Origin of the sequence: Chryseobacterium aurantiacum (assembly GCF_003020585.1) — a bacterium.
Lineage (GTDB): Bacteria > Bacteroidota > Bacteroidia > Flavobacteriales > Weeksellaceae > Chryseobacterium > Chryseobacterium aurantiacum.
The window spans coordinates 382674-407903 of sequence record NZ_PXUE01000003.1 but is presented as its reverse complement, the minus strand read 5'-3'; the positions used below and the strand labels follow the sequence as shown (position 1 = coordinate 407903).

Annotated in this window: 20 protein-coding genes; 13 read left to right on the top strand and 7 right to left on the bottom strand. The window is 36.5% G+C overall.

The genetic code is table 11. The annotated features are described in order from the left end of the window. Nucleotides 1–345: 345 nt before the first annotated feature. The 5 genes from C7D53_RS13965 to C7D53_RS13945 all read left to right on the top strand — a co-directional run bounded on the left by C7D53_RS13965 (nucleotide 346) and on the right by C7D53_RS13945 (nucleotide 6319). Nucleotides 346–1587, top strand: a complete 1242-nt coding sequence (locus tag C7D53_RS13965) for an OmpP1/FadL family transporter (protein ID WP_106917051.1) — start codon at nucleotides 346–348, stop codon at nucleotides 1585–1587. Between the two features lie 11 nt (nucleotides 1588–1598). Next, entirely contained in the window at nucleotides 1599–3146 is a 1548-nt protein-coding gene (locus tag C7D53_RS13960; RefSeq protein ID WP_106917050.1) for an SGNH/GDSL hydrolase family protein, read from the top strand. Nucleotides 3147–3230: 84 nt separating this feature from the next. Further along, on the top strand, nucleotides 3231–4169 hold the full coding sequence (locus tag C7D53_RS13955) for a ribose-phosphate pyrophosphokinase (RefSeq protein WP_106917049.1): 939 nt from the start codon (nucleotides 3231–3233) through the stop codon (nucleotides 4167–4169). A 56-nt stretch (nucleotides 4170–4225) separates the two neighbouring features. Continuing rightward, a complete protein-coding gene (locus tag C7D53_RS13950) occupies nucleotides 4226–4867 on the top strand; it encodes a 50S ribosomal protein L25/general stress protein Ctc (RefSeq protein WP_106917048.1) in 642 nt (213 codons plus the stop codon). A gap of 231 nt (nucleotides 4868–5098) precedes the next feature. Next, nucleotides 5099–6319 (top strand): aminotransferase class V-fold PLP-dependent enzyme, encoded by a 1221-nt coding sequence (locus tag C7D53_RS13945; protein WP_106917047.1) that lies wholly within the window; start codon nucleotides 5099–5101, stop codon nucleotides 6317–6319. Nucleotides 6320–6413: 94 nt separating this feature from the next. On the opposite strand, the gene hemE is transcribed toward C7D53_RS13945, so the two are convergent. Genes hemE through hemA form a run of 4 tightly spaced genes read right to left on the bottom strand, consistent with a single transcriptional unit; the run spans nucleotide 6414 to nucleotide 10396 of the window. Beyond that, nucleotides 6414–7445, bottom strand: coding sequence for a uroporphyrinogen decarboxylase (gene hemE, locus C7D53_RS13940; protein WP_106917046.1), 1032 nt, complete (start codon nucleotides 7443–7445; stop codon nucleotides 6414–6416). A 45-nt stretch (nucleotides 7446–7490) separates the two neighbouring features. After that, the gene (locus C7D53_RS13935; RefSeq protein WP_106917045.1) at nucleotides 7491–8174 is read right to left on the bottom strand and encodes a uroporphyrinogen-III synthase; all 684 of its coding nucleotides are present in this window, start codon (nucleotides 8172–8174) and stop codon (nucleotides 7491–7493) included. Nucleotides 8175–8226: 52 nt separating this feature from the next. Beyond that, nucleotides 8227–9135 carry a hydroxymethylbilane synthase gene (gene hemC / locus C7D53_RS13930; protein WP_106917044.1) on the bottom strand — a complete coding sequence of 303 codons (909 nt, stop codon included), beginning with the start codon at nucleotides 9133–9135 and terminating at the stop codon, nucleotides 8227–8229. Then, entirely contained in the window at nucleotides 9122–10396 is a 1275-nt protein-coding gene (hemA, locus tag C7D53_RS13925; protein ID WP_106917043.1) for a glutamyl-tRNA reductase, read from the bottom strand. The genes hemC and hemA overlap by 14 nt, the downstream gene beginning before the upstream one ends. A 465-nt stretch (nucleotides 10397–10861) precedes the next feature. Between hemA and C7D53_RS13920 the strand changes: the two genes are divergently transcribed. The 6 genes from C7D53_RS13920 (at nucleotide 10862) to C7D53_RS13895 (ending at nucleotide 17211) form a co-directional block, all read left to right on the top strand. Further along, nucleotides 10862–11887 (top strand): rod shape-determining protein, encoded by a 1026-nt coding sequence (locus C7D53_RS13920; RefSeq protein WP_045491741.1) that lies wholly within the window; start codon nucleotides 10862–10864, stop codon nucleotides 11885–11887. A 28-nt stretch (nucleotides 11888–11915) separates the two neighbouring features. Continuing rightward, entirely contained in the window at nucleotides 11916–12770 is an 855-nt protein-coding gene (mreC, locus tag C7D53_RS13915; RefSeq protein WP_106917042.1) for a rod shape-determining protein MreC, read from the top strand. Next, the gene (locus C7D53_RS13910) at nucleotides 12763–13269 is read left to right on the top strand and encodes a rod shape-determining protein MreD (RefSeq protein ID WP_065395698.1); all 507 of its coding nucleotides are present in this window, start codon (nucleotides 12763–12765) and stop codon (nucleotides 13267–13269) included. The genes mreC and C7D53_RS13910 overlap by 8 nt, the downstream gene beginning before the upstream one ends. Next, nucleotides 13266–15293 carry a peptidoglycan D,D-transpeptidase FtsI family protein gene (locus C7D53_RS13905; RefSeq protein WP_106917041.1) on the top strand — a complete coding sequence of 676 codons (2028 nt, stop codon included), beginning with the start codon at nucleotides 13266–13268 and terminating at the stop codon, nucleotides 15291–15293. The genes C7D53_RS13910 and C7D53_RS13905 overlap by 4 nt, the downstream gene beginning before the upstream one ends. Then, complete coding sequence (gene rodA, locus C7D53_RS13900; RefSeq protein ID WP_106917040.1) at nucleotides 15290–16519, top strand: rod shape-determining protein RodA; 1230 nt, start codon at nucleotides 15290–15292, stop codon at nucleotides 16517–16519. Before C7D53_RS13905 ends, rodA begins: the two co-directional genes overlap by 4 nt. 116 nt (nucleotides 16520–16635) lie before the next feature. Beyond that, complete coding sequence (locus tag C7D53_RS13895) at nucleotides 16636–17211, top strand: pentapeptide repeat-containing protein (protein WP_106917039.1); 576 nt, start codon at nucleotides 16636–16638, stop codon at nucleotides 17209–17211. 103 nt (nucleotides 17212–17314) lie between these two features. Here C7D53_RS13895 and C7D53_RS13890 read toward each other — a convergent pair whose 3' ends face one another. The 3 genes from C7D53_RS13890 to C7D53_RS13880 form a co-directional block, all read right to left on the bottom strand. After that, nucleotides 17315–18025 (bottom strand): C40 family peptidase, encoded by a 711-nt coding sequence (locus C7D53_RS13890; protein WP_106917038.1) that lies wholly within the window; start codon nucleotides 18023–18025, stop codon nucleotides 17315–17317. A gap of 338 nt (nucleotides 18026–18363) precedes the next feature. After that, nucleotides 18364–20559 carry a glutamine synthetase III family protein gene (locus C7D53_RS13885; RefSeq protein WP_106917037.1) on the bottom strand — a complete coding sequence of 732 codons (2196 nt, stop codon included), beginning with the start codon at nucleotides 20557–20559 and terminating at the stop codon, nucleotides 18364–18366. A gap of 139 nt (nucleotides 20560–20698) precedes the next feature. After that, a complete protein-coding gene (locus C7D53_RS13880) occupies nucleotides 20699–21187 on the bottom strand; it encodes a hypothetical protein (RefSeq protein WP_106917036.1) in 489 nt (162 codons plus the stop codon). Nucleotides 21188–21435: 248 nt separating this feature from the next. Between C7D53_RS13880 and C7D53_RS13875 the strand changes: the two genes are divergently transcribed. Next, the gene (locus C7D53_RS13875) at nucleotides 21436–23127 is read left to right on the top strand and encodes a DUF6909 family protein (RefSeq protein ID WP_106917035.1); all 1692 of its coding nucleotides are present in this window, start codon (nucleotides 21436–21438) and stop codon (nucleotides 23125–23127) included. A 214-nt stretch (nucleotides 23128–23341) separates the two neighbouring features. Further along, nucleotides 23342–25180: a M1 family metallopeptidase gene (locus C7D53_RS13870; RefSeq protein ID WP_106917034.1), complete on the top strand. Its 1839-nt coding sequence runs from the start codon at nucleotides 23342–23344 to the stop codon at nucleotides 25178–25180. Nucleotides 25181–25230: the final 50 nt, after the last annotated feature.

Genomic DNA, 25230 nt, shown 5'->3' with positions numbered 1-25230 from the left:
GGTTTTGGATGGTAGCTTTTTTTGATGGTGATGAAAATTTAATAACTTTTATAATGAGTGAATTATTAAAATTAACATTTCCAGCAATTGTATTCTTTTTTCTCTTCTCTAATTCTGTTTAAACCTATAACTTTCCTTTTGTTAAACAATTGTTTAATGTTAAACAATGTTTTAATATTAATTTAATATTTTAATTAAGTCCTTATAAACTATGGTTTTGAGGCGTGTTATGTCTAGAATGCTATTTTAAACATAGTTTTCTTTTGGTGTATTGTTTAAAATATTGGGAAATGTTAACAGTTGTATTCAAAATAATTTTATATTTGACTTATATAATAATAGTCTATGAAAAAAATATTAGTATCAACTGCTTTATTGGCGGGCGTTCTATCTTACGCAGGAGGCTTTAGAGTTTCTTTGCAAGGGGTAAAACAATTGGCAATGGCGCATACTAGTGCTCATGCCGAAGATGCGAGTGTGACATTTTTTAACCCAGCGGGTATGTCATTTATCCCTACCAGGCTGAGTGTAGTGGCAGGAGGGTTTGGTGCAAGTAATAAAGTTACTTTTCAGAACTTAAATACATTACAGAGCACAGAAACAGATAATCCTATTGGGACACCTTTCTATGCAGCGATTACTTATAAACCAATAGAAAACCTTTCCGTAGGTCTTAGTGTTACCACTCCTTTTGGAAGTACCATTCAATGGCCGGATAACTGGGAAGGTAAAGAGATGGTTCAGAAAATGGAACTGAAGAGTTTCTATTTCCAGCCAATGGTTTCCGTGAAGTTAGCTCCTTGGTTGGCTTTTGGTGCAAGTTATATCTATGCAAAAGGAAAAGTTGACTGGGATAAGGCTGTAACACAGTTTAACGGACAGGTTAATATTAATGACGATAATGCAAGCGGACACGGATATGGGTTCGGTTTCTATTTCAGACCTGATCCAAAATTGGATGTAAGTATTGCTTACCGTTCAGCAATAGACATGAAAGCTAAAAATGGAACAGCTACATTCAAGTTTCCATCCAAAACCCCATACGCTTTATTAAATCTGGATGGGGCAGGGCAGGATAAATTCTCTGCAACTCTTCCGCTAGTGGAAGAATATACAATCGGTTTGACGTATAAAATAACTCCAAAATGGTTGATTTCAGCAGACTTTAACTATCACGGATGGGAAAGATACAGCAAGCTTACACTGGATTTTGAAAAAGCACCTTTGGCTACCAATAATCCCGCAGACCCAACAGTTCTTGTGAATCCGAAGAATTTCAAAAATTCAAAAACATTCAGATTGGGTACTCAATATGCATTCACTGATATGATTTATGGACGTTTAGGAGCATATTACGATGAATCTCCTTATTCTGATGATAACTTCATTCCGGAAACTCCTTCATATGATACTTACGTAATCACTGGTGGTGTTGGATTTAAGTTAAAGCAATTCGGAATTGATCTTGCCGGTGGATACGCAATGCCGCAATACAGAGATGTAACCAATGCCAGCCTTGGATTCTATGGGCAATCTAAAGCAACAGCATTCTATTTTGGTCTAGGTTTATCTTATAACCCTTTTTAATTTAAAAGACTATGAAAAAAATTATAATATCAACGATAGCAGTTTCTGCACTTCTTTGTACGGTAACAAGTTGTAAGACTGATTTCGATACTGATGTAAGAGATATGCAGGCATCAAAAGGTAATGCAGATTTCTCAAGGTATGTTGCTTTAGGGAATTCATTAACTTCAGGATACAGAGATGGTGCTCTTTATATAGATGGTCAAAATGAATCTTATCCATCAATGATTGCTCAACAAATGAAATTAGTGGGCGGTGGAGAATTCAAACAGCCATTAATGGCAGACAATAACGGAGGGTTACTTCTTGCTGTTTCGCCAACTGCTACACTGCAGATTGCAAATACAAAACTTTTTGTGAATGGTTTCATTGATGGTGCGCCTGATTTGAAAATGGCTAACAATAATGTGGCAACTACAGTTGTAAATACTGTTTTGACAGGACCTTTCAATAACCTTGGGGTTCCTGGTGCAAAAGTAGCACACTTATTGGCTCCTGGATACGGAAATGTTCAGGGAGTGGCAACAAAAACAGCAAACCCTTATTTTGTGAGATTTGCTACAACGCCTACCACTTCTGTAATTGATGATTTTACAAAACAAAATCCTACATTTTTCTCCTTATGGATCGGTAATAATGATGCGTTATTATATGCTTTAGCTGGTGCAGATAGCTCTGTGGAAACACTTACACCTCCTGCTCAGTTTAAGCAATATTATGACATGCTTATTGCTAAAATAGAGGCTACAAAAGCTAAAGGAGTTATTGCAAATATTCCGAGTGTGACTACCGTTCCTGCTTTAACAACAATACCTACTAATCCTTTGACACCAGCTGTTTTAGGTAAAGGGAACGTTGCGGCAGGGGAGGCTATTATTGATGATTTAAATAAAAACCTTTACGGACCACTTAATCAGATCCTAACAAATTTTGGAGCAGGTGATAGAATAAAACCACTTTCTAAATCAGGAGGAAATCCATTATTAATTAAAGATGAATCTATAACAGACCTGAAAGCACAAATTACCGGTGCAGCTCTTGCCTCTGGAAATCCTACCTTGGTAGCTTTGGCTACTTATCTGGGAAATACCTATGGACAGGCGAGACAGGCAAAAACTGGTGACTTGGTTCCTTTAACTACAAAAGCAGATATCGGATCAACTGAGCCGGGAGTGCCAGCAGCTCTTTCTGCAAGAGGGGTTGCTTATCCGTTTGCGGACAAATATATATTGGTACCATCAGAAATTAATGAGATTAATAGTGCAATTGATGCATACAACGTAGCTATTAAAGCAGCGGCAACTTCAAAAGGATATGCTTTTGTAGATGCTAACTCTAAATTAAAAGAATTGTCAGGAAATTCAGGAATTTCTTGGGATGGAGTGAAATATACTGCCAAATTCGTCTCCGGAGGTGCATTCTCATTGGATGGAGTGCATTTAACAGGTAGAGGATATGGTATTATTGCCAACGAATTTATTAATGCAATTAATGCAACTTATAAATCGTCACTTCCACAGGTAAACCCTAATCAATACTCAGGAGTTACACTGCCGTAATAATTGATAAAATAAAAACTAGAAACCACAGGAGTAAATCTTGTGGTTTTTTTTTAAATTTGCAAAATCTTTTAAAAAGTAAAAATGGCCGATCAGTTAAGTTATCTATTTTGTACAAGAACCAGCAGGGACTTGGCAGAGAAAATTGCCCAGAGTTATGGGAAAGAATTAGGAAAAATCAACTTTCAGGAGTTCAGCGACGGGGAATTTGAACCTGTTTTGGATGAATCTGTAAGAGGTGGAAGAGTTTTTCTAATTGGATCTACGTTCCCGCCTGCAGACAATCTTTTAGAACTTCTTCTAATGATTGATGCAGCAAAAAGAGCTTCTGCAAAGAGCATTACCGTTGTAATCCCTTACTTCGGACTTGCCAGACAGGACAGAAAAGACAAACCAAGAGCACCGATCGGTGCCAAGTTAGTTGCGAACCTTCTTACAGCAGCAGGAGCAACAAGAGTGATGACAATGGATCTTCACGCAGATCAGATTCAAGGATTCTTCGAAATTCCGGTAGATCATCTTTATGCTTCTTCAATTTTTGTTGATTATATCAAATCCTTAAATCTTGACAGCCTTACCATTGCTTCTCCGGATATGGGAGGTGCAAAAAGAGCGAAAAACTATGCAGGTCACCTAGGTGCAGAGGTAGTAATTGCTTATAAGGAAAGAAAAAAGGCAAACGTTGTAGAAGAGATGTTCCTTATTGGAGATGTAACAGGTAAAAACGTAATCCTTATTGATGACATGATTGATACTGCAGGAACGCTTTGCAAAGCTGCGGATATCTTGATGGAGAAAGGAGCGAAAACAGTTAGAGCAATGGCTACTCACGGAGTGCTTTCAGGAAAGGCTTATGAGAATATTGAGAACTCAAAACTTCTGGAAGTTATTGTAACTGACTCAATTCCTGTCAAAAATAATTTGTCATCTAAAATAAAAGTGCTATCTTGCGCCCCGTTATTTGCAGATGTTATGACCATGGTTCATGAGCACAGATCAATTAGCAGTAAGTTTGTTATTTAATTGATTTTTAGCAAATTACAAAACAAAATTAGAACAATTTTTTAAATTTTTTATAAATGAAATCTATTACAATTCAAGGTACAAAAAGAGAAAGCGTGGGCAAAAAGTCTACAAAAGCTTTACGTGATGCTGAATTAGTTCCTTGTGTTGTTTATGGAGGTGGTGCACCATTGAACTTCTCTGCAGAAGAGAAAGCTTTCAAAGGTTTAGTATACACTCCTGAAGCACACACGGTATCTATTGAAGTTGATGGTCAAACAATTCCAGCAGTTCTTCAAGATATTCAGTTCCACCCAATTACTGACAAAATTCTTCACGTAGACTTCTTCCAATTATCTGACGATAAGCCAGTTGTTATGGAAGTTCCTGTAAGAATCACTGGACGTTCTAAAGGTGTTGTAGCTGGTGGTGTTTTACGTCAGTCTTTCAGAAAACTAAAAGTAAAAGCTATTCCTGCTAACTTGCCAGACGAGATCGTTGTAGATGTTACTCCATTAAGAATCGGTAACAAACTTTACATCGGTGGTATCAAAACTACAGGATATTCTTTCGTTCACCCAGACAATGCAGTAGTAGTTGCTGTTAAGATGTCTAGAAATGCAATGAAAGGAGGTGCAGCAGCTATGGATGATGAAGATGAAGAAGAAGTTGCAACTGAAGAAGGAGCAGCTCCAGCAGAAGAAACTGCAGCAGAATAAGAATTGCTTATTTAAACAATATAAAACCTGTCAATTTATTGGCAGGTTTTTTTGTGTTGGCTTTTCTTTAGCCCGTCACTTTACAGCTTTATCCATTTTCTTCACCTTTCACTATTGAGTATTTCTATGAACTGACAAGTATCAGTACCCAACCAGATGCCTCCTTTCAGAAAAAAAGCCGTAAATTTGAAGTGTTCTAAATAAGAACGTTTTAATTTAAAAAATAAATAAATGTTTGACATTCAGGAAATAAGAAGCCAGTTTTCTATATTGGACAGAGAAGTGAATGGTAAGCCGCTGGTTTATCTGGACAATGCAGCTACATCTCAAAAGCCAAATTCGGTTTTAGAAGTCTGTCACGCATATTATACGGAACTTAATGCCAATGTTCACAGAGGAATTCACACATTAAGCCAATTAGCAACAGAAGAAATGGAGCTTTCCAGAAGAAAGATTCAGAAATTCATCAATGCTGAGCATGATTTTGAAGTGATCTTTACCAAGGGAACAACAGAAGGATTGAACCTCATCGCTTATATTTTAACGCAAAAATTGCAAAAAGATGATGAGATCATTATTTCTTATCTGGAACATCACTCCAATATTGTTCCTTGGCAAATGCTATGTGAAAGAACAGGAGCAAAACTTCGTGTAATTCCTATTGATGAAAATGGAATTTTACAGTTGGATTACCTTGATGAATTCTTAAGTGAAAAAACAAAGGTTGTTTCTGTAAATCAGGTTTCCAATGCATTGGGAATTGTGAATCCTATTGAAGAAATTATTGCAAGAACAAGAAAGAATACAGACGCTTATATTGTTATTGATGGTGCTCAGTCTGCTCCGCATTTCAATATTGATGTTCAGAAGCTAGATTGTGATTTCTTTGTTTTTTCAGGGCATAAAATGTATGCGCCAATGGGAACAGGTATTTTATACGGAAAGCAAGAAATATTGGAAGCTTTACCACCATTCCACGGAGGAGGAGAGATGATTGCTACATGTTCTTTTGATGGAACAACCTATGCGGGTCTTCCATTTAAGTATGAAGCAGGAACACCTAATGTGGGAGGAAATATCGCGCTAGGAGCAGCAGTTGATTTTATGGAAAGAATCGGGCGTCAAAATATTCAAAATCATGAAAATGCTTTGCTGGATTATGCTCAAAGGCAGCTGTTAGAAATAGAGGGTATTAAAATCTATGGTGAAAAGGCTCATAGAACAGGAGTTGTTTCCTTTAATCTTGAGGGAGTGGGGATTTCATCTGATGTGGGAATGATCCTGGATAAAATGGGGATTGCCGTAAGAACGGGGCATCACTGTACGCAGCCTATTATGAATTTCTTTAATATTGCAGGAACTGTAAGAGCCAGTTTTGCCGTTTATAACACCTTTGAGGAAATTGATATTTTAGTAGAAGGAGTTAAAAAAGCACAACGAATGCTGAGCTAGTAATTGAACTTATTATAAAAATATAAAAGCCCTTTCAGTAATGATAGGGCTTTATTATTATCTTAAACTTTCAGATCGAAAGTTAATTTTGTTTTTAAAGATTAGGTTTCCAATCCACAACTGCTCTGATGAATGCCTCAGCATTTTCCACAGGAACATTTGGAAGGATTCCGTGTCCAAGATTGGCAATATATCTGTCCTTTCCGAAACGGTTAATCATTTCATTTACCATTTTCTTGATGGTTTCAGGCGTCGAATGCAATCTTGCAGGATCAAAATTTCCTTGTAAAGTCATAGTGTGGTTAGTCAACGTTCTCGCAAATTCTGGATTAATAGTCCAGTCAACACCAAGAGCAGAAGCCTTAGACATTGTCATATCCTCCAATGCAAACCAACATCCCTTTCCAAATACTACAACATGAGTAAGAGGGCTCAGTGCTTCAACAATTTGGTTGATATACTGCCAGGAGAACTCCTGGTAATCAGTTGGAGAAAGCATTCCTCCCCAAGAATCAAATATCTGTACAGCAGAAACTCCTTTTTCTACTTTTCTCTTTAAATAAGCAATAGTAGTATCTGTGATCTTTTGAAGTAGCAAATGAGCAGCCTCAGGCTGTTGAAAACAGAATGACTTTGCGATATCAAAAGCCTTGCTTCCTTTACCCTCTACGCAATAGCAAAGGATTGTCCATGGAGAGCCGGCAAAACCAATCAATGGAATGTCGTTGTCTAATTTCTGAAGAGTTAGCTCAATAGCATCAAAAACGTATCCTAAAGTGTCATTCACATCCGGAGTTTCAATATTCTGAACCTGTTCCATTGTTCTGATCGGAGTATCCAACCAAGGACCAACAGATTCTTTCATTTTGAAATCAATCCCCATAGCCTGTGGAACCACCAAAATATCTGAAAACAGAATCGCAGCATCCAAAGGAAATCTACGGATAGGCTGCATAGTAATCTCAGCAGCAAGTTCAGGTGTCTGACATCTTGTGAAGAAATCATACTTGTCTCTTAAGGCAATGAATTCCGGCAGATATCTTCCAGCCTGCCTCATCATCCAGACAGGAGGTCTTTCAACGGTTTCTCCGCGAAGTGCTTTTAAATATAGGTCGTTCTTTATCATAATCTATTTAAACTAATATTACCTTTCCATTCGGTAACAAATATTTTAAAATTTCCCTCCCATTTCGTTTCTGATCAATTCAAAGATTGAAGTCAGGGTGTTTTCTTCGGAAGTAAAAATTTTTTCTTGAGTGTAATTTCTCAATTCCCCGGATGTGGTTTCTCCAATCGAAAACAACTTCATATCCTTTAGGGAATTTTGCTTTGCAAAACTACGAACTCCGCTTGGACTAAAAAATACTGCAGCATGATATTTTTCAGGTATTAACGGATTGGTTTCCTCTGTGTTGTAGATCGTAATTTTTTTATACTTAATGTTTTGTAGAGGAAGATCATTATCCAGAACATTAATGGCAAGGTTACCACAGAAATGAAGAAACTGTTCATGTTGGCAGTTTCCGATAATAAACTGGGACAGCATTTCTGCATTTTTCAATACCTTGAATGTTCCAAAGCCATTTTTCCTTAATGCTCTCTTGGTTTTTTCACCAACGCAGTAAATTTTATTATAATTTTTTGCCGTAAAATCCTCATTGGGTTTAAAGCGGTTTTTAAAAAACGCTGCCACACCATTCACGCTGGTAAAAATCAGGGAATAGTTTTTAAGATCAAAGGGACTGATTATAATAGGCTTGGTCTTGATTACCTCAACACAGTCAACCGAAATATCCTCTCCTAATTCTTTGGATATAATCAATTGGTCTATATTTTTGGTAAATAAGATTTTCATATTTCTGCTAAGTAAAGATGAATGGAGCGTTAAAGGAAGCTTAAAGTAATCCTTAGATCTGGCTTTTAATTTCTGCCATTAATTCTTTTCCACCATTTTCAAGAACAACTTTCGCGAATTTTTCACCAAAGTTCTCTGATGAATTGTATTCAAAGTTCTCATCAATGGCAATACAGTTTTTACCATCCAGAGAGCAAAGTGCTGCCGTGAAGCGGATCTGATCCCCGATGATTTCTGCAAATGCCCCGATAGGTGCTGTACAACCTCCTTCCAATGTGCTTAGGAAATTTCTTTCTATTTCTACGCAGACTTGAGTAGGTTTATGATTGATTTGTCTTAAAATTTCATTGATCTCCGGTTTGTCGGAATGTCCTGCAACAGCAATTACACCTTGCGATGGAGCAGGGATCATTACCGGAAGCATTTCATAATCAATTTCCATTTTCATTCTTTTGATTCCCGCCAAAGATAGAATGGTGGCATCAAAATTTCCATCTTCAAGCTTTTGAAGACGGGTCTGGATATTTCCACGAATATCTGAGAACTCCGTGGTAGGATAATGTCTTAACCAGAATGCTCTTCTTCTCAAGCTGCTGGTAGCCAGTTTCAGTTCATGAAACTCTTTATTTCTTGCAGACTCCTTTCTGATCAGGATATCCTGAGGATAATCTCTTTCCAGATAAGCAATCATCTCAACGTTTTGAGGTAACTGAGTAGGGACATCCTTTAAAGAATGAACAGCAATGTCTATTTCATCGTTGAGTAAAGCCACATCAAGATCTCTTGTAAAAACACCGGTGATTCCCAGTGAATATAATGGCTGATTAAGGTTCTTATCGCCAGAAGAAACGATAGGAACAATCTCCGTTAAATAATTGTTGTTCTGAAGGTGCCTCGCAACCTCCCTTGCCTGCCAAAGTGCAAGTGCGGAATTTCTTGTTCCGATTCTAATGCTTTTCATTGAATTCGTTGTTTGGTTGTTCAACTAATATTTCGTGCATTAATTTACTAATTTCTTCGGCTTTCAAAGGATTATCGATGATATATTTTGCAAAACGGTTGGTAATCTTCTGGATCATTTTATCCGAAAGCTCCATGTCCGTAATACCTATATATTTATTCTTCTTATAGAAATTATGCATCTCATTGCGTTCCATGTTCTTTAAAACGGCCTTGAAATGATGAATATTTGGTGCTAGTTTTCTCTTTTTTTCCCACTCAATGAAGTCTTTCATCAGTTCCTTGATGATCTTTTCAGCTTTTGGGATTTCTTTTTCCCGTTGTTGAATTGTTTCCTGGATCTGTTTTGAAAGTTCATCAACGTCAATTAGAGTTACATTTTCGTTTTCCGTTACATTTTTTTCAACGTTATGCGGAATGGAAAGGTCAATCACTAATGTCTCTTTTCCATTAGGGAAATGAGATTGGTTGATGATCGGGTGTTTTGCCCCGGTGGCTACAATGAGGATATCCGTGTTTTTTAACTCTTGGTCAAAATCAGAATAATCAACATGAGGGATATTATATTTCTGGGAAATCTTTTCAGCTTTCTCCTGGGTTCTGTTGGCTATTTTAATTTTAGGCTGAAAGACATGTTTTACCAGATTTTCAACGGTATTTTGTCCAATTTCACCTACACCCAAAAGAAGAATGTTCTTTTCAGTAATTCTTTTTTGGCTGTTTAAAATATAATGTACTGCTGCGTAAGAAACAGAAGCAGCACCATTAGAAATGCCGGTTTCATTTTTAATTCTTTTCGAAATCTGTATGGCTGCATTAATTGCTCTTTCCAGATATGGATTAGAATTTTGTCTCTCTTTTTTGAAGCGGCTGTATGCTTTTTTGATTTGACCGATAATTTCAAAATCTCCGATGATCTGACTTTCAAGACCTGCAGCTACTCTAAAAAGGTGTATTAATGCCTCTTCTTTAGTATGAATATTGGCAAACTGAAGAAAATCAGTAATGTTAACTCCAATGGTTTTGCAGTATTCTTCTGCAACTAAAAGATAATTGGGAGAAGTGGTATAGATTTCAGTCCTGTTACATGTGGAGACCACAAATGCGTCCCCAAGATCTTCCTGATGGACCCGGGAAACGAAATTCTTGATGTTTTCATCAAAGAATGCAAACTTTCCTCTCGTTTCTACATCGGCCTTTTCGTAGCTGATGGAAAGCACGGCAAAATTCGATGTTCGATGGATGTTGGAATACTGTAACATAAGCAGTCGCAAATTTACGATTTTTTTAATTAATCAACCCCTGATACTGTATATGATAATTATCGTAAAAAACTATAAGAGGTTTGTAGTAAGATGGGTACTTTTGGAATGGAAAAACAAAGGAAGAGAACGGCAAAAAGGGAAAGATCCGGCATAGTTTTTCAAACTTATTTTGCTTTTTCATCTTTTGAATGTGGTCATTTTTAACCCTAAACACAATTTTAACTCTTTTGTCTTTTCGTTTTCAGGTTGTTTTTTTGTCATTTTACCCTTTTGTTATTTAGTCTTTTGAGCCCTCAATTTCCCTCATTAATTTTAGTTTAACTCAAACTCTGTAATTATCTAGACAGAAAGTTAATAAAGAATTATAAATTTTAATAAAATTTTAACCAAATAATGTTAGCGGGAAATTTCTTTAGTAGTGTTAAATTTATATCTTTGTAATCTTAAAATCAGAAGAAAAATATGAGTTTATTTGATATGTTTACGCAAGAAATTGCGATAGACCTAGGAACAGCTAATACCCTTATCATCCATAATAATAAAATTGTTATTGATCAACCGTCAATTGTCGCGATTGAACGTTCTACGGGTAAACCCATTGCTGTAGGTGAACAGGCTAAGCATATGCAAGGTAAAACTCACGAGGATATCAAGACCATCCGTCCTTTGAAAGATGGGGTTATTGCAGATTTCCACGCTTCTGAACACATGATTAAGGAATTTATCAAAAAAATTCCTGGAATTAAAGGTAAATTCATACAGCCTGCATTAAGAATTGTAATCTGTATTCCTTCTGGTATCACTGAAGTTGAAAAAAGAGCGGTAAGAGATTCTGCTCAGAAAGTAAATGCAAAAGAAGTGAGATTGATCTATGAGCCAATGGCAGCCGCTATAGGAGTTGGAATAGATGTACAAAAACCTGAAGGTAATATGATCATCGATATAGGTGGAGGTACTACGGAGATTGCTGTAGTAGCTTTAGGAGGTATTGTATGTGATAAATCTGTGAAAATTGCAGGAGACGTATTTACCAATGATATTGCTTATTACTTAAGAACTCACCATAACCTTTATATCGGGGAAAGAACTGCTGAAAGAATCAAAATTGAAGTAGGTTCTGCAGTAGAAGATCTTGATGTAGACATCGAAGATATCCCGGTACAAGGTAGAGACCTTATTACAGGTAAGCCTAAAGAAATTATGGTTGGATACAAAGAAATTGCACGTGCATTAGACAAGTCTATCATTAGAATTGAAGATGCTGTAATGGAAACTCTTTCTCTTACTCCACCGGAATTGGCCGCTGATATCTATAAAACCGGTATTTATCTTGCCGGAGGAGGAGCGTTGCTAAGAGGTCTTGCGGACAGAATTCACAAAAAGACAGGTCTTCCTGTATTTGTAGCGGAAGATCCGTTAAGAGCTGTAGTTCGTGGAACAGGTATTGCCCTTAAGAATATGGATAAATTCAATTTCTTAATTAAATAATTTTAACTTTTTACGACTTTATATCTGAATGGGATTTTTGCTGAGACTATTTTCGAAGAACACACTCTTTGTCTTCTTTATATTCCTGCAAATTATTGCTCTGGTTTTGATATTCACCAGAAATGCCATGCAGAAATCCTGGGTTGCCGGCCAAACAGCTGCTTTTAACTCCTGGGTTTCTGGATATATTGATGAAGGAGTTTCTTATCTGAAGCTAAAACAGATCAATGAGGATCTTGTGGTTCAGAATAAAGCCCTTATGACTGAACTTTATGGGAAAGACGGAGCGAAAAACCCTGTTTTCAGAAAAGTTCATGACACCATTGGTGGTGGGCAGATCTATACTTTTGTTGATGGAGAAATTGTTTTTAACAGTATCAACAGAAGAAATAATTATTTTACAATCAATCGTGGTAAAAGAGACGGGGTCTTTCCTCAAATGGGAATAATGGGACCTAGAGGAATCGCGGGGATTGTGATTAATTCTACAGATAGTTATGCACTGGTTCAGTCTGTATTGAGTGTAAACAAGATCAGAATTAATGCAGCACTCAAAAATTCAGGATATTTTGGTACCTTAACATGGAATGGAGATAACTCAAGGGTTATGCATCTTGCAGACATTCCAAAATATGTAGCATTAAAAATAGGAGATACGGTTGTTACAGACGGAAAGTCGGCAATCTTCCCGAAAGGGGTTACTATTGGTACTATTGCCGGTTATTCTGTAGATAATAAAACAGGATTCTGGGATATCTCAGTTGAACTGAGTGAAAAAATGGGAGCGTTGAATAAAGTGTATGTAATAAAGAATCTTAAAAAAGCAGAAGTGCAAAAGATTCAGGATACTATGCAAGCTGTAATAAAGAAAGAAAATGATTAGCAGGACTTTATTTACGGACATATTGATCATGATTTTTCTTGTTGCATTACAGGTATTTGTATTGAACAGGATTACTCTTTTCGGGAAATATACTCCGGTGTTATATCCTGTATTTGTCATGTTCTATCCTTTCTTTAGAAACAAATTTCAGTTCTTGGCTTTAAGTTTTTTAATGGGGTTGGCAATTGATGGATTCCTTTATTCATGGGGGATCAATGCCTTTGCTACAACATTGATTGCTTATTTTAGAACATTGATATTCAGGACCTCCACAGATACTTCCACAGACTTTTTTTCTTTTCAGTCCCTTCAATGGGCGCAGTTTTTGCTGTTTTTATTTTCAAGTATCTTTCTGCATCAGCTTTTAGTACAGTATATAGAGTTCTTTAAGTTTAGCAGATTTTTTGAAATATTATTTAATGTGTTGGTAACAAGTGTTATTTCATTTATCTTTATCGTCATCTACGCATTAATATTTAAAATCAAACAAAAAGTTTGAACACACGTTATTTAAAAATTTTTTCCATCCTTGTTGTAATCGCTCTTATTTTTGTAGCGAGGCTTGCTTATTTACAGCTGTTTACAGACCGTTACGCATTGAATGCAGCCAATACTTCCATTAAAACTGAATATATTATTCCGCAACGTGGGGTAATTTTTGACAGAAATGGTAAAATCATGGTAGGAAATCAGCCTGCCTATGAAATTTCCTTTACACAGGCCTTGATGAAGCCGGATTTTGATACATTGGGTTTTTGTGGCCTAATGAAGATTAGTAAAGCTGATTTTATCAAAAAAATTGATTTCATTAAAAAAGAAAAATATTATTCTAAGCTGACTCCTATGACTTTCTTAAAGGATCTTAGCAGGGAAGATATTGCAAGAGTACAGGAAATTATTTTTAAATATCCTGCCTTTAATATTGTGCAAAGACCTCAGCGTCAGTATGAAGTGTCTACTTCCGGAAACCTTCTGGGGTATACCAATGAAGTAAATGATGGCGAAATCAAAAAAGATTCTGCCTATTATCTTCCTGGTGACTTTATTGGGAAAAAAGGAGTGGAAAAATCTTACGAAAAGGAACTTCGAGGGATAAAAGGGGTTAAGTATATTCAAAAAGATATCAGACTTAGAAATATTGGGTCTTATAAAAACGGAACACTGGATAAGGATGTTGTTACCGGAAAAGATATTACGCTGACCATTGACTATGATCTTCAGAGAATGGCTGAAGAGATGCTGGTAAATAAACACGGTGCCATTGTGGCCATAGATCCTAACAATGGAGAAATTCTTACGCTGGCTTCAGGCCCCGATGTTGATCCAAACTTATTTACAGGACCAAATAAATCCAAAAACCTTTACGCACTATCAAGAGATACGCTTTATGAAAATAAACCGACTTTTGACAGATCCGTGCAGGCTGCCTATCCTCCGGGATCTACTTTCAAATTGCTGACGGCTCTTGCAGGAATGCAGATGGGAGTAATGACGGAGAATACCATTTTCCCATGTGGAGGCGGATTCTATTACAAAGGATTAAGAATTAAAGGACACGGTGGCGCAGATCCACTAATCCCATCTATTCAGGTATCCAGTAACTGTTATTTTTCGCATGCTTACCTGGCTATTATGAATAAATATCCGGGTGATCCATCCAAGGGAGTAGACGAATGGAAAGCCATTATGAACAGTTTTGGTGTGGGTGAGTTTTTAAATAATGACTTGGCTTCAGGAGCAAAAGGAAGAATTCCGAGCGGTGAGTTTTATGAAAAAAGACAAAAAAGTTTAAATAAGTATAGTGGCAAAAAAGATTTCAAAAATTGGGATCCTTTGGCTACAGGAGCAGTCTTCAATGGAATGGGGCAGGGAGATGTAATGCTTACCCCTTTACAGATGGCTAATTCTGTTGCTGCCATTGCCAATAAAGGCTGGTACTATACTCCTCATATTGTTAAAGGTATTGATGGAAAGTCAAATCCAGATCCAAGATTCAAGGTAAAGCATAAAACACTTGTTGATCCTAAATATTTTGATCCGGTATTGAAAGGTATGGAGGCCGTAGTGCTTAGAGGAACAGGACGAAGCCTGAAATCCAATGATTTTACACAGCTTGCCAAAACAGGTACGGCTCAGGTTCCTCAAGGGAAAGATAACTCAATCTTCGTACTGATTGCCCCTGCAGACAAACCTAAAATTGTAGTAGTTGCTGTAATGGAGCATGCGGGATTTGGAGCAACATGGGCGGGACCTGCCTGTACTGTAATTGCTGAAAAATATATTACAGGTGATCTTAAAAGAGAAAATCTTTACAAAAAGATGACTGGCGCAAGCTTTATGCCTGAATATAAAAGACAATGGATAGCTGATCTAAAGCGCAAGGGTCTTTATGTAGATTCTAAAGCGGATTCTATTAAGCGTAAAAAAATGCAGGACAGTCTGGAGTTTGTAAAACAACAGAAAGCCAAATTGCAACAGAGAATAAACGAAGAAACTAAAAATATTAAACCTGCCAAGCAATGAAATGGACTGAAGGAATAGATAAACTGGGCCTTGGGCTGTACTTCCTGCTTTGCATTTTTGCCATTGCAAATATTTACAGTGTTGACCAGAAGTTAGGAGAAAAACAGTTGGTTTTCTTCTGTATATCTGTATTTGTAGGTCTTATCATATTTGTAGGAAGAAGTAAGTTTTTCGAGAATATGTCCGGGATTATTTATATTGGGGGTGTTCTCTTGCTGATAGGGCTTTTTCCTTTTGGAAAAGAAATCCTTGGACAGAAGAATTGGTATAAGTTCGGAAGTTTTACCATGCAGCCTGTAGAATTTGCAAAAATTGGTACAGCTTTAATGCTTGCCAATTATGTTTCCGGACCGGATTTTAACCTGAAAAACAGGAAGTCCCTGTTAACAGCTTTGGCCGTTATTGGTATTCCGGCGGTAGTTGTACTTGCTATTCCTGATGTTGGGTCTATGCTTGTATTTATCGCATTTTTCATTGCTTTATACAGAGAAGGACTTAGTGGAATGTTATTTGGCGTAGGTTTTATTTTTGCTGGAGTTTTCCTTGTTTCACTGGCCATACCTCCGGTTTATGTGGCTGTGGCTATTTTAGTAATAGCTGGTGTTTTAATTGCCATGAACTATCATAGAATGTCCTGGGATGTGATTTCTATTTCCGGAATTACAGGGTCTGTTCTTTTGCTTTGTGGCTTGGCATTTGGTTCCCCTTTTATCTTGGAGAAGCTTCCTAAGCACCAGAGAGAAAGAATTGAGGTTCTTTACAAAGGAGAAAAAGCATTTAGAGATACTTCAGGATACAACTTGTTATATTCCAAGACTGCAATCGGTTCGGGAGGACTTTGGGGAAAAGGATATCGTGAAGGATCTGTTACCCAGGGTAAGTTTGTTCCTGAGCAGGAAACCGATTATATATTCTGTACAGTAGGAGAAGAATGGGGATTCGCGGGAAGCGCTCTTCTTATTTTGTGCTACATGGTTTATATTGGCCGAATCTATTATCTGGCTGAAAAACAGAAATCCACTTTTAATCGCGTATTTGGATATTGCTTTGCTTCGATCCTGCTGATGCACTTTTCAATCAATTTAGGGATGGTTATGGGGCTTTTTCCAACAGTAGGAATTCCTCTTCCGTATTTCAGTTATGGAGGTAGCTCCTTGCTGGCTTTCTCAATGATGACCTTTATTTTCTTTAAACTTAATTATTCAGACCAAAACAGTTTAGTATAGGTATTTATTCTCTTTAGGCAAACCAATAAAGCTGTAAAGAGGAGATGTCTAGTCTTATTATTAGCTCTGCAAAATAAGCAGACAGTGAAGTTATACCCATAAATCATTATATTTTTATGAAAGAAGCCTATGTCTTAGATCAGGACTTTGAAAACGTAGATTGCTCCCAATTAGAAAAAGGAGAGTATGAGAATTGTACTTTTAGAAACTGCAGTTTTGAATATATAAATCTATCGGGTTTCAGTTTTACAGACTGTGAGTTTTTAGAATGTAATCTTAGCATGGCAAAGCTTGTTGGTACAGCATTTAGAGACGTAAATTTTAAAGAATGCAAAATGTTTGGACTTGAATTCAGTAATTGCAATGAATTTGGAATGTCATTTACATTTGAGGGTTGCTCTCTGAATAACTCTATATTTTATCAAACTTCCATTAAGAAAACTGTTTTCAGAAATTCCAGGTTGATTGAAGTTGATTTTACTGAATGCGATTTATCCAATGCAATCATTAGTAACTGCGACTTGTCTGGCGCTGTTTTCGATAGTACAAACCTTGAAAAGGCAGATTTGAGGACGTCGTCCAATTATTCGATAGATCCGGCTTTAAATAGGCTTAAAAAGGCCAAGTTTTCACTTTCTGAAATATATGGACTGTTGTATAAACTCGATATAGAGATAGATCGGAATAGCTAAGGTAAAGATAATCGTTGTTTGAACTTCAGTTTATTTAGATAAACTACATAAAAAAGCCATCAGATTCTGATGGCTTCATTATTTAAATCAATTATTTATAAAATTAAAAATTTGCTGGTGTAGCTGGAGCGGTAGACGCTAGGTTGTTATAAGCTTCTCCCTCTTCGTTGATTACTCTTTTTGCGAATCTGTACTTAGGTCCCCAATAAGAGTCATTCAGTGAAGAGATCATTACTCCCTTTGATGTTGCTGCGTGGATGAATTTTACTTCCCCTTCTTCAGTAACACTTTCTACAATACCTACGTGAGAAATTCTTCTTCCATGAGAAAAGAAAATTAAGTCTCCTTTCTGTAGGCTTTCCTTTTCAATTCTTTCTCCCTCCTGAGCCTGAGATGCTGCTACTCTTGGTAAGCTAAGACCTGCTGCTGCTCCGAATACGGAAAGAACAAAAGCTGAACAATCTATACCTCTTCTTGTAGTTCCTCCATATCTGTAAGGAGTTCCAAGGTATGTTTCAGCTTCAGTAAGGATACCGTCAATGGTTTTATTATATCTGACTGCTTTAGCAATCTCAGAATTCTTAATGGCTTTTTTAGCGTTAGCTATAGATGCGGCCTTTTCTGCAAGAAAAGAGTTGATAAGTTTTTGCTTATCCAGCTCCATTTTTTTGTTATCAATAGAAGCTAGTTTGGCATCTGTTTTGTATTCTTTAGCGTAAGTTGCTGGTTTAGAAACTACATAATTAGTGGCGCACGATTGCAATGATACTGTAGTAACTAAAGCAACTAAATAAAACAAAACTCTTTTCTTCATATATATTTGATTAACCGTGTTAAAAAGGAATATTTATTTCCAAAAGCAATACAAAAGTAGAGATTCCGAGTAAAAGACCCCTGATATGATAATTGTCAGGATCTTATTTTAACACTATTTAACATATTATTTGCTTATGTTAAAGAAAAATAAACCGCAACAGCCTATTTTTGGTGAGTCTGCGGTTTTTTTTATTAAGATTCTTTAACAAACGATATCGATTTTCTTCTATAAATCGGCATTTAAGATTTAAAACTCCAATTTTTCAGGTTGTTAACAAAACAAAAAAATTCCCCGGAAAACCGAGGAATTTAAACTAATATGGAACTTTACAGAGGTTATTTTGTAAACAACATTTCTCTGTATTTTGTCATCGGCCAAAGCTCATCATCTACCATCATCTCAAGAGCATCAGAAGCATCTCTGATTCCATCGAATAATGGTTTTACGTTGTTACAATAGCTTTCTGCCTGTTTTTGGCTGTCTGATATGCTTTTGGCTTCTTCTCTGGCTTTAAGAAGATCTTCAACACCAAGCTTAATTTTAGAAACATTTTCAGAAATACTTGTAATTAAGCTCATTTGCTCTTTTGCCAATGGTTTAAATTCTTTATCTCCGAAGATCTCCTTAAGACCTTTTACGTTTTCAATTAATCTGTTCTGATAATTTAAAGCTGAAGGAATGATGTGGTTTCTTGCGATATCACTTAATACTCTTGCTTCAATATCAATAACAGTAGAGTACTTCTCTAATTTAATTTCGTTTCTTGCCTCAACTTCTCTGTGGTTGAAAATTCCCATCTCTTCATATAGGTCTAGGAATTTCTTGTCCATTTCCTGCTTTAATGCTTCAGGAGTTGTTTTAAGGTTGTTCAATCCTCTTTTCTCGGCTTCTTTTGCCCAGTCGTCAGAATATCCGTCACCTTCAAACATGATGTTTTTACATTGCTTAATGTATTCTCTTAGTACATTAAAGATGGCTTCATCTTTCTTAAGACCTGTTTCAACTAAAGCATCAACTTCTTTCTTGAAATCATTTAACTGTTTTGCAGCAATGGTATTCATTACAGTCATAGACTCTGCACAGTTTGCAGAAGATCCTACTGCTCTGATCTCAAATTTGTTTCCTGTAAATGCGAATGGAGAGGTTCTGTTTCTATCCGTGTTGTCTAATAGGATTTCAGGAATCTTTCCAACTACATTTAATTTTAATTCTGTTTTTTCTTCCGGAGACAATTTTCCGTTGGTTACTTTTTCAAGTTCTTCCAAAACGCTGAATAGCTGGCTTCCGATGAATACCGAAATAATTGCAGGGGGAGCTTCGTTGGCACCTAGTCTGTGGTCATTGCTTGCAGAAGCGATACTTGCTCTTAAAAGGTCAGCATATTCATGAACTGCTTTAATTGTATTCACGAAGAATGTTAAGAACTGTAAGTTTTTCTTAGGGTTTTTTCCTGGGCTTAGAAGGTTTTCACCTGTATCTGTTGCTAAAGACCAGTTGTTGTGCTTTCCGCTTCCGTTTACTCCTGCGAATGGCTTTTCGTGGAATAAGATATGGAAGTGGTGCTTGTGAGCTACTCTTGCCATGATGTCCATCAATAAAGAGTTGTGGTCTACAGCAACGTTCACTTCTTCAAACATAGGGGCAAGCTCAAATTGGTTTGGAGCTACCTCGTTGTGTCTTGTGGTTGCAGGAATACCCAATTTCATACATTCAATTTCCAGCTCCTTCATAAAGTTCATTACCCTTGTAGGGATAGATCCGAAGTAGTGGTCATCTAGTTGCTGTCCTTTTGCAGGAGAGTGTCCCAATAATGTTTTACCTGTTAAAACAAGATCCGGACGTGATTGGTATAAAGCTGAATCAACAAGGAAATATTCTTGTTCCCAACCTAAAGTAGGGGTTACTTTTGTTACGTTTTTGTCAAAATACTGCATTACATTCGTTGCAGCTTCATCTACAGCGTTCAAAGCTCTTAATAAAGGCGCCTTATAATCTAAAGTTTCACCAGTATAAGAAATGAAGATGGATGGAATACATAATGTAGTCCCCATAATGAAAGCAGGAGATGTAGGATCCCAAGCTGTATAACCTCTTGCCTCGAATGTATTTCTGATTCCTCCGTTAGGGAAAGAAGATGCATCCGGCTCCTGTTGGATCAGCATGTTTCCGCTGAATCTTTCAATGGCTCTGCCTCCTTCAATAGGAGTAAAGAAAGAATCATGCTTTTCTGCAGTAGTTCCTGTCAAAGGCTGAAACCAGTGAGTGTAGTGAGTAACTCCTTTGCTCATTGCCCAGTCTTTCATAGCCACAGCTACCTGGTCTGCGATATGTCTTTGGATCTTAGTACCTTTTTTAATGGCGTCCATGATAGAACCGAATGCTTCTTTTGTTAAATATTCTCTCATCGTCTCTTCCGAGAAAACATTTTTACAGAATAGTTCCGATAATTTTGCAGGGATTTCAACAGAGTTATCTTTTCTGAAATCCTTAAATGGTAGGGTTTCTAATGCTTTGAATCTTAAGGTTGACATATTTGGGTGATTTTTTACAGGGCAAATTTACAAAAAAAATGAATTGAAAATATTTTACCCCTATTTTTTTTAGGGGTATTTCAAATTTTAACTAAAATTTAAACAATGGTTTTACTTTTTTGGGAGGGGTTAATTGGAATTAAGAGCTATTGTTACGAAAAATTAAAGTGAAAATAGCATTGAACCATGCATAAAATAGAGTGCTCAAGCTTTTATACATATTAATGATATGCTTTCTGAAAATAACCATATTAATTATAATTGTTATTGACAGAACTATAACAGTTATAATATTTGCTCCATACCCTTCATTGCAAAACTGCATGAAAACAGGATAAGTTAAAGCCAACGAGAGAATATAACTTATGTAGAACTTTTGAATGTAGAGATCAATCAGATACATTACTACCATTGATATGATGACGAATACTCCGATTCCGTCCAGTATCCCGAATAATCCTATAATAGGGCTCCTCAATAGCTTTAAAAGAATATCATTACTAAAAATACCATCATCAGCCTTGTTGTCTCTTATGATTAAAAATAGAGTCAACAGAAAAAAATAAAGTAAGATATGACAGATCCATAGTTTCCAAAAAAGAGAAATCTTACTTAATCTGCCTTTCATATCATTAAATACTTTTGATATTGTCATATTGCTATCCGGATTGAATCTATCTTTTAACCTCAGCCCTAAAATTTATGCTTGTATAAATATAAGATTAAAACCGTAATATTCATTTCATATTAAAATAAAGAAGAAGATCGTCATATCTTAAAACAATACCGCCTATTTATGGGTTTTAAACAACTTAATTAAAAGATAGTTAAAATAAGTTGAGCGGAGATTTTGTATATTTGTGTGAAATTTATTTTATGACAAATTCTAGAGCAAGAGAAACTACAGAGGCTATTGAAAGGTTATACATCTCTATGAGACATTTATTTTATAGAGGATTTTTCAAGCCAGGAGGGGTTTCAGGAGAAAGTATCAGAAGTTTGTTGAAGACGATCAATCCGGAAATTTATGGTACCATGAATATTCCAAACAAATTGGAACTGGACGGGTTGATGTATGTTTTAGACAGGCTTCCTGAAGGGATTGAGGAGTGTGCTTTTATTCATCTTACATCAGATGAGGGGTTTGATAAAGGAAGTTTCGAACCTATTGTTCCAAAGAAAAGAAGAAGAAACTGCTATAGGATAGATGAACACCAGATGAATATTGAGGTTCTTTTGGGCCGTTCTGAAATTTATGATATTCTTACCCACCTTACATTCCTATTTATAGAAGCGGATAAAATCCGTAATCTGGCTTTCATTCAGGATGAAAACTGGAAGCCTATACGTGCCTTCAAAATTATTGAAGAGGTAGTGAAAGGGGAGAAGAAATTCAGCAGAAAAGAAAAAGAAGTTGCACTTATCCATCTTTCTTCTTTAATAGGAAGATCCTTTGATGAAACATTAAGAGCTTACAATACTTTTGGAGATGATGATAACCCTGATCGTTTATTTAAAATTATCTATAACCTTGGAAAGGTAAGTCTTGAGGATGCAAAAGGAGCTAGAGAAAGAGAAATTCATTTCAGTGCTATATTAAAGGAAAGAGTAGGACATCACTATTTTGGTGAGAAATGGGCGAACAAGGTAAAAGAGGTTTTATTTGAAAATAATCTTCACATGCGTCCGTTACATATTATTTCTGCCAATATGCACTCAGTGAAAAATATGCTGTATGCAAATGAAGCTCTTAAAAAGAAGCATAATAATGAGGTAGACTATAAGCTTTATGAGGAAATTTCAAATAAGAAAGAACTTCGTGACAAGGTATTAAAATATGCCATGGACGAGGGAATGATTCATATTGCTGATAAAAGCGGAAGTAATATTGATGTTCAGATCATAGATCTTAGCAAGACAAATCTGAAGAACACTCCATTTGCCGACTGTAAGTTCTCTGGAGATGATGTAGTGATGGTATTCGATTACGCATTCGGAGAGCAGGCTTTCGAGGTAATGGACGAATTGCTGAAGCCTTTTGAGCAGAAAGGAGAAATATATATGATGCATGTGAAATCTGTTTCCATTATGGGGAAAGCAGGAATTCTTACCGGTGCAAAAGGAGATATAATGATCCCAACTTCCCATATTTTTGAAGGGACTGCAGATAACTATCCTTTTGAGAATGCATTAAAGCTTGATGACTTCCATGATGATGAATTAAAAGCTTTTGAGGGGCCAATGATCACTGTTTTAGGAACATCTCTTCAGAATAAGGATATTCTTTCTTACTTTATGAACACTTCATGGAAAGCCATTGGTCTTGAAATGGAAGGAGCGCATTATCAGAAAGCCATTCAGGTAGCATCCAAGATCAGACACCATATTTCACCGGATCTGTTTGTTTGCTATGCTTACTATGCTTCGGATAATCCTCTGGAAACGGGAAGTACATTGTCTTCAGGAGGTTTAGGTCTTACAGGAGTAAAACCAACGTATCTGATTACATTAAGAATCCTTGAAAAGATCCTTAGAAGCGCAAAAAAAGAAGCTTCTGCTAAAAAATAATTGTAGTTTTAAATTACAAGATCAGCCTCAGGTGTATTTTGCATCTGAGGTTTTTTGTGTTGAAGAAATTCACTCTGTTGATTTTCATCAATCTCTTTTAACCAATTCAATTAAAACGTATCTAAATCCATATTCAACAGAAAAAAACCTCCGGATAACTCCTGTTTGAGGTTTTTATTTAAAATACCTACCTTTAGAAAAAATAAAATTTTAAATGAGAAAATCGGCTGCAATCATTTTTGCGTTTATCATTTCACAATTTCATGCTCAGCAAGGAGCTTATTATCAGCAGGCTGCGAAGTACAAGATGGATATTGATGTAAACGCTGAAAAATTTACCTATCAGGGAAAACAAACCTTAGAATACACCAATAACTCTCCGGATGAGCTGAATGTGGTTTATTTCCACTTATATTGGAATGCTTTTAAGCGCAACTCCATGATGGATCAAAGAGTGGCTTCCCAAGGGAAAAATGGGGACTCAAGATTGCAAAAAGACGGTATCTCAAGATTATCTTCTATTCCGAAAGATCAGGAAGGAGCTCAAAATATTCACTGGATCAAACAAAATGGCAAGGATCTGAAGTTTGAAGTTCAGGAAACCATTATGAAAGTATATCTGGCAGAGCCTATCAAACCCAACTCTACAACAACCTTTACAATGGACTGGGATGCAGTAATTCCGGAACAAATCAGAAGAAGTGGAAGAAATAACAGAGAAGGGGTGGATATGACCATGACGCAATGGTACCCAAAAATTGCTGAATATGATTATGATGGCTGGGCAACATTCGATTACATGGGAAGAGAATTTCATGCACCGTTTTCGGATTTTGATGTCAATATTAAAATCAATAAAGATTATGTAGTTGGAGCTGGAGGAATTCTTGAAAATCCAACAGACGTAAAAGGATATGATGCCAATGCAAAAATAAAGGCAGAGAAAGATAAAAAAGTAACCTGGAAATGGACAGCTAAGAACATTCTTGACTTTGCTTGGAGTGCAGACAGGGATTATTCTGTAGAAAGCTTTAACGTTCCGGATGGACCGAAAGTCTATTTGGTATATCAGAAAAACGATAAGACTAAAGTTTGGAGCGAGGCACCATCTTATATCACAAAGTATTTTCAGATCATGAATTCTCATTTCGGAAAATATGTATATCCTACCTATGCGTTTATTCAAGGAGGTGATGGTGGAATGGAGTATGGGATGTGTACTATGATTCTGGGAGAAGCTAAAAGTATTAAAGATTTAATGGGTCTTATGGCTCACGAAGGAGCGCACTCATGGTATCAGCAGATGCTTGCAACCAATGAATCTGTACGCCCATGGATGGATGAGGGCTTTACAAGCTATGCAGAGGGGTATACAATGCATCAGCTATTCCCGGAAGAACTTCCAAATCCTTTCGCCAAAACAATAGAAGCCTACAGAAACTTCATTAAAAAAGGAATTGAAGAACCTGCAGTTTGGTTGGGAGACCATCATGACAACGGAACGTCTTATACTTATTCTACCTATGTAAAAGGAGAATTGTATCTGGTACAGTTAGGATACATTATGGGAGAGCAGAACCTTGCAGAAACCCTAAAGCAATATTATGATCAATGGAGTATGAAGCATCCTTCAGACAGAGATTTTCTTCATATAGCACAGAAGGTTTCCGGGATGGATCTGAAGTGGTTCCACAATTACTGGATCAATACAACCAAAACAATCGATTACGGAATCAAAGATGTGAAATATGACGCAAAGTCTACCACAATTACTCTAGTGAACAACGGTCAGGTGCCAATGCCGGTTGATTTCAGCATAATGACCACAGATAAAAAGATTGTTACTTATCAAATTCCATTAAACATGACCCATACATGGAAAGAGAAAGATATTTATGGTGATTTTAAAACAATGCCTTACTGGCCTTGGACACAGAAAGAATATACCATCACTGTTCCTTATACAAAATCTCAATTGTCTGTATTGGGAATTGATTTCAGCCAAAGAATTGCAGATGTAAATATGGCAGATAATTTTGTAGAAGTAAAATAAAAAGATAAACATATAGATAAAAGGAGTATTTGCAAATACTCCTTTTATTT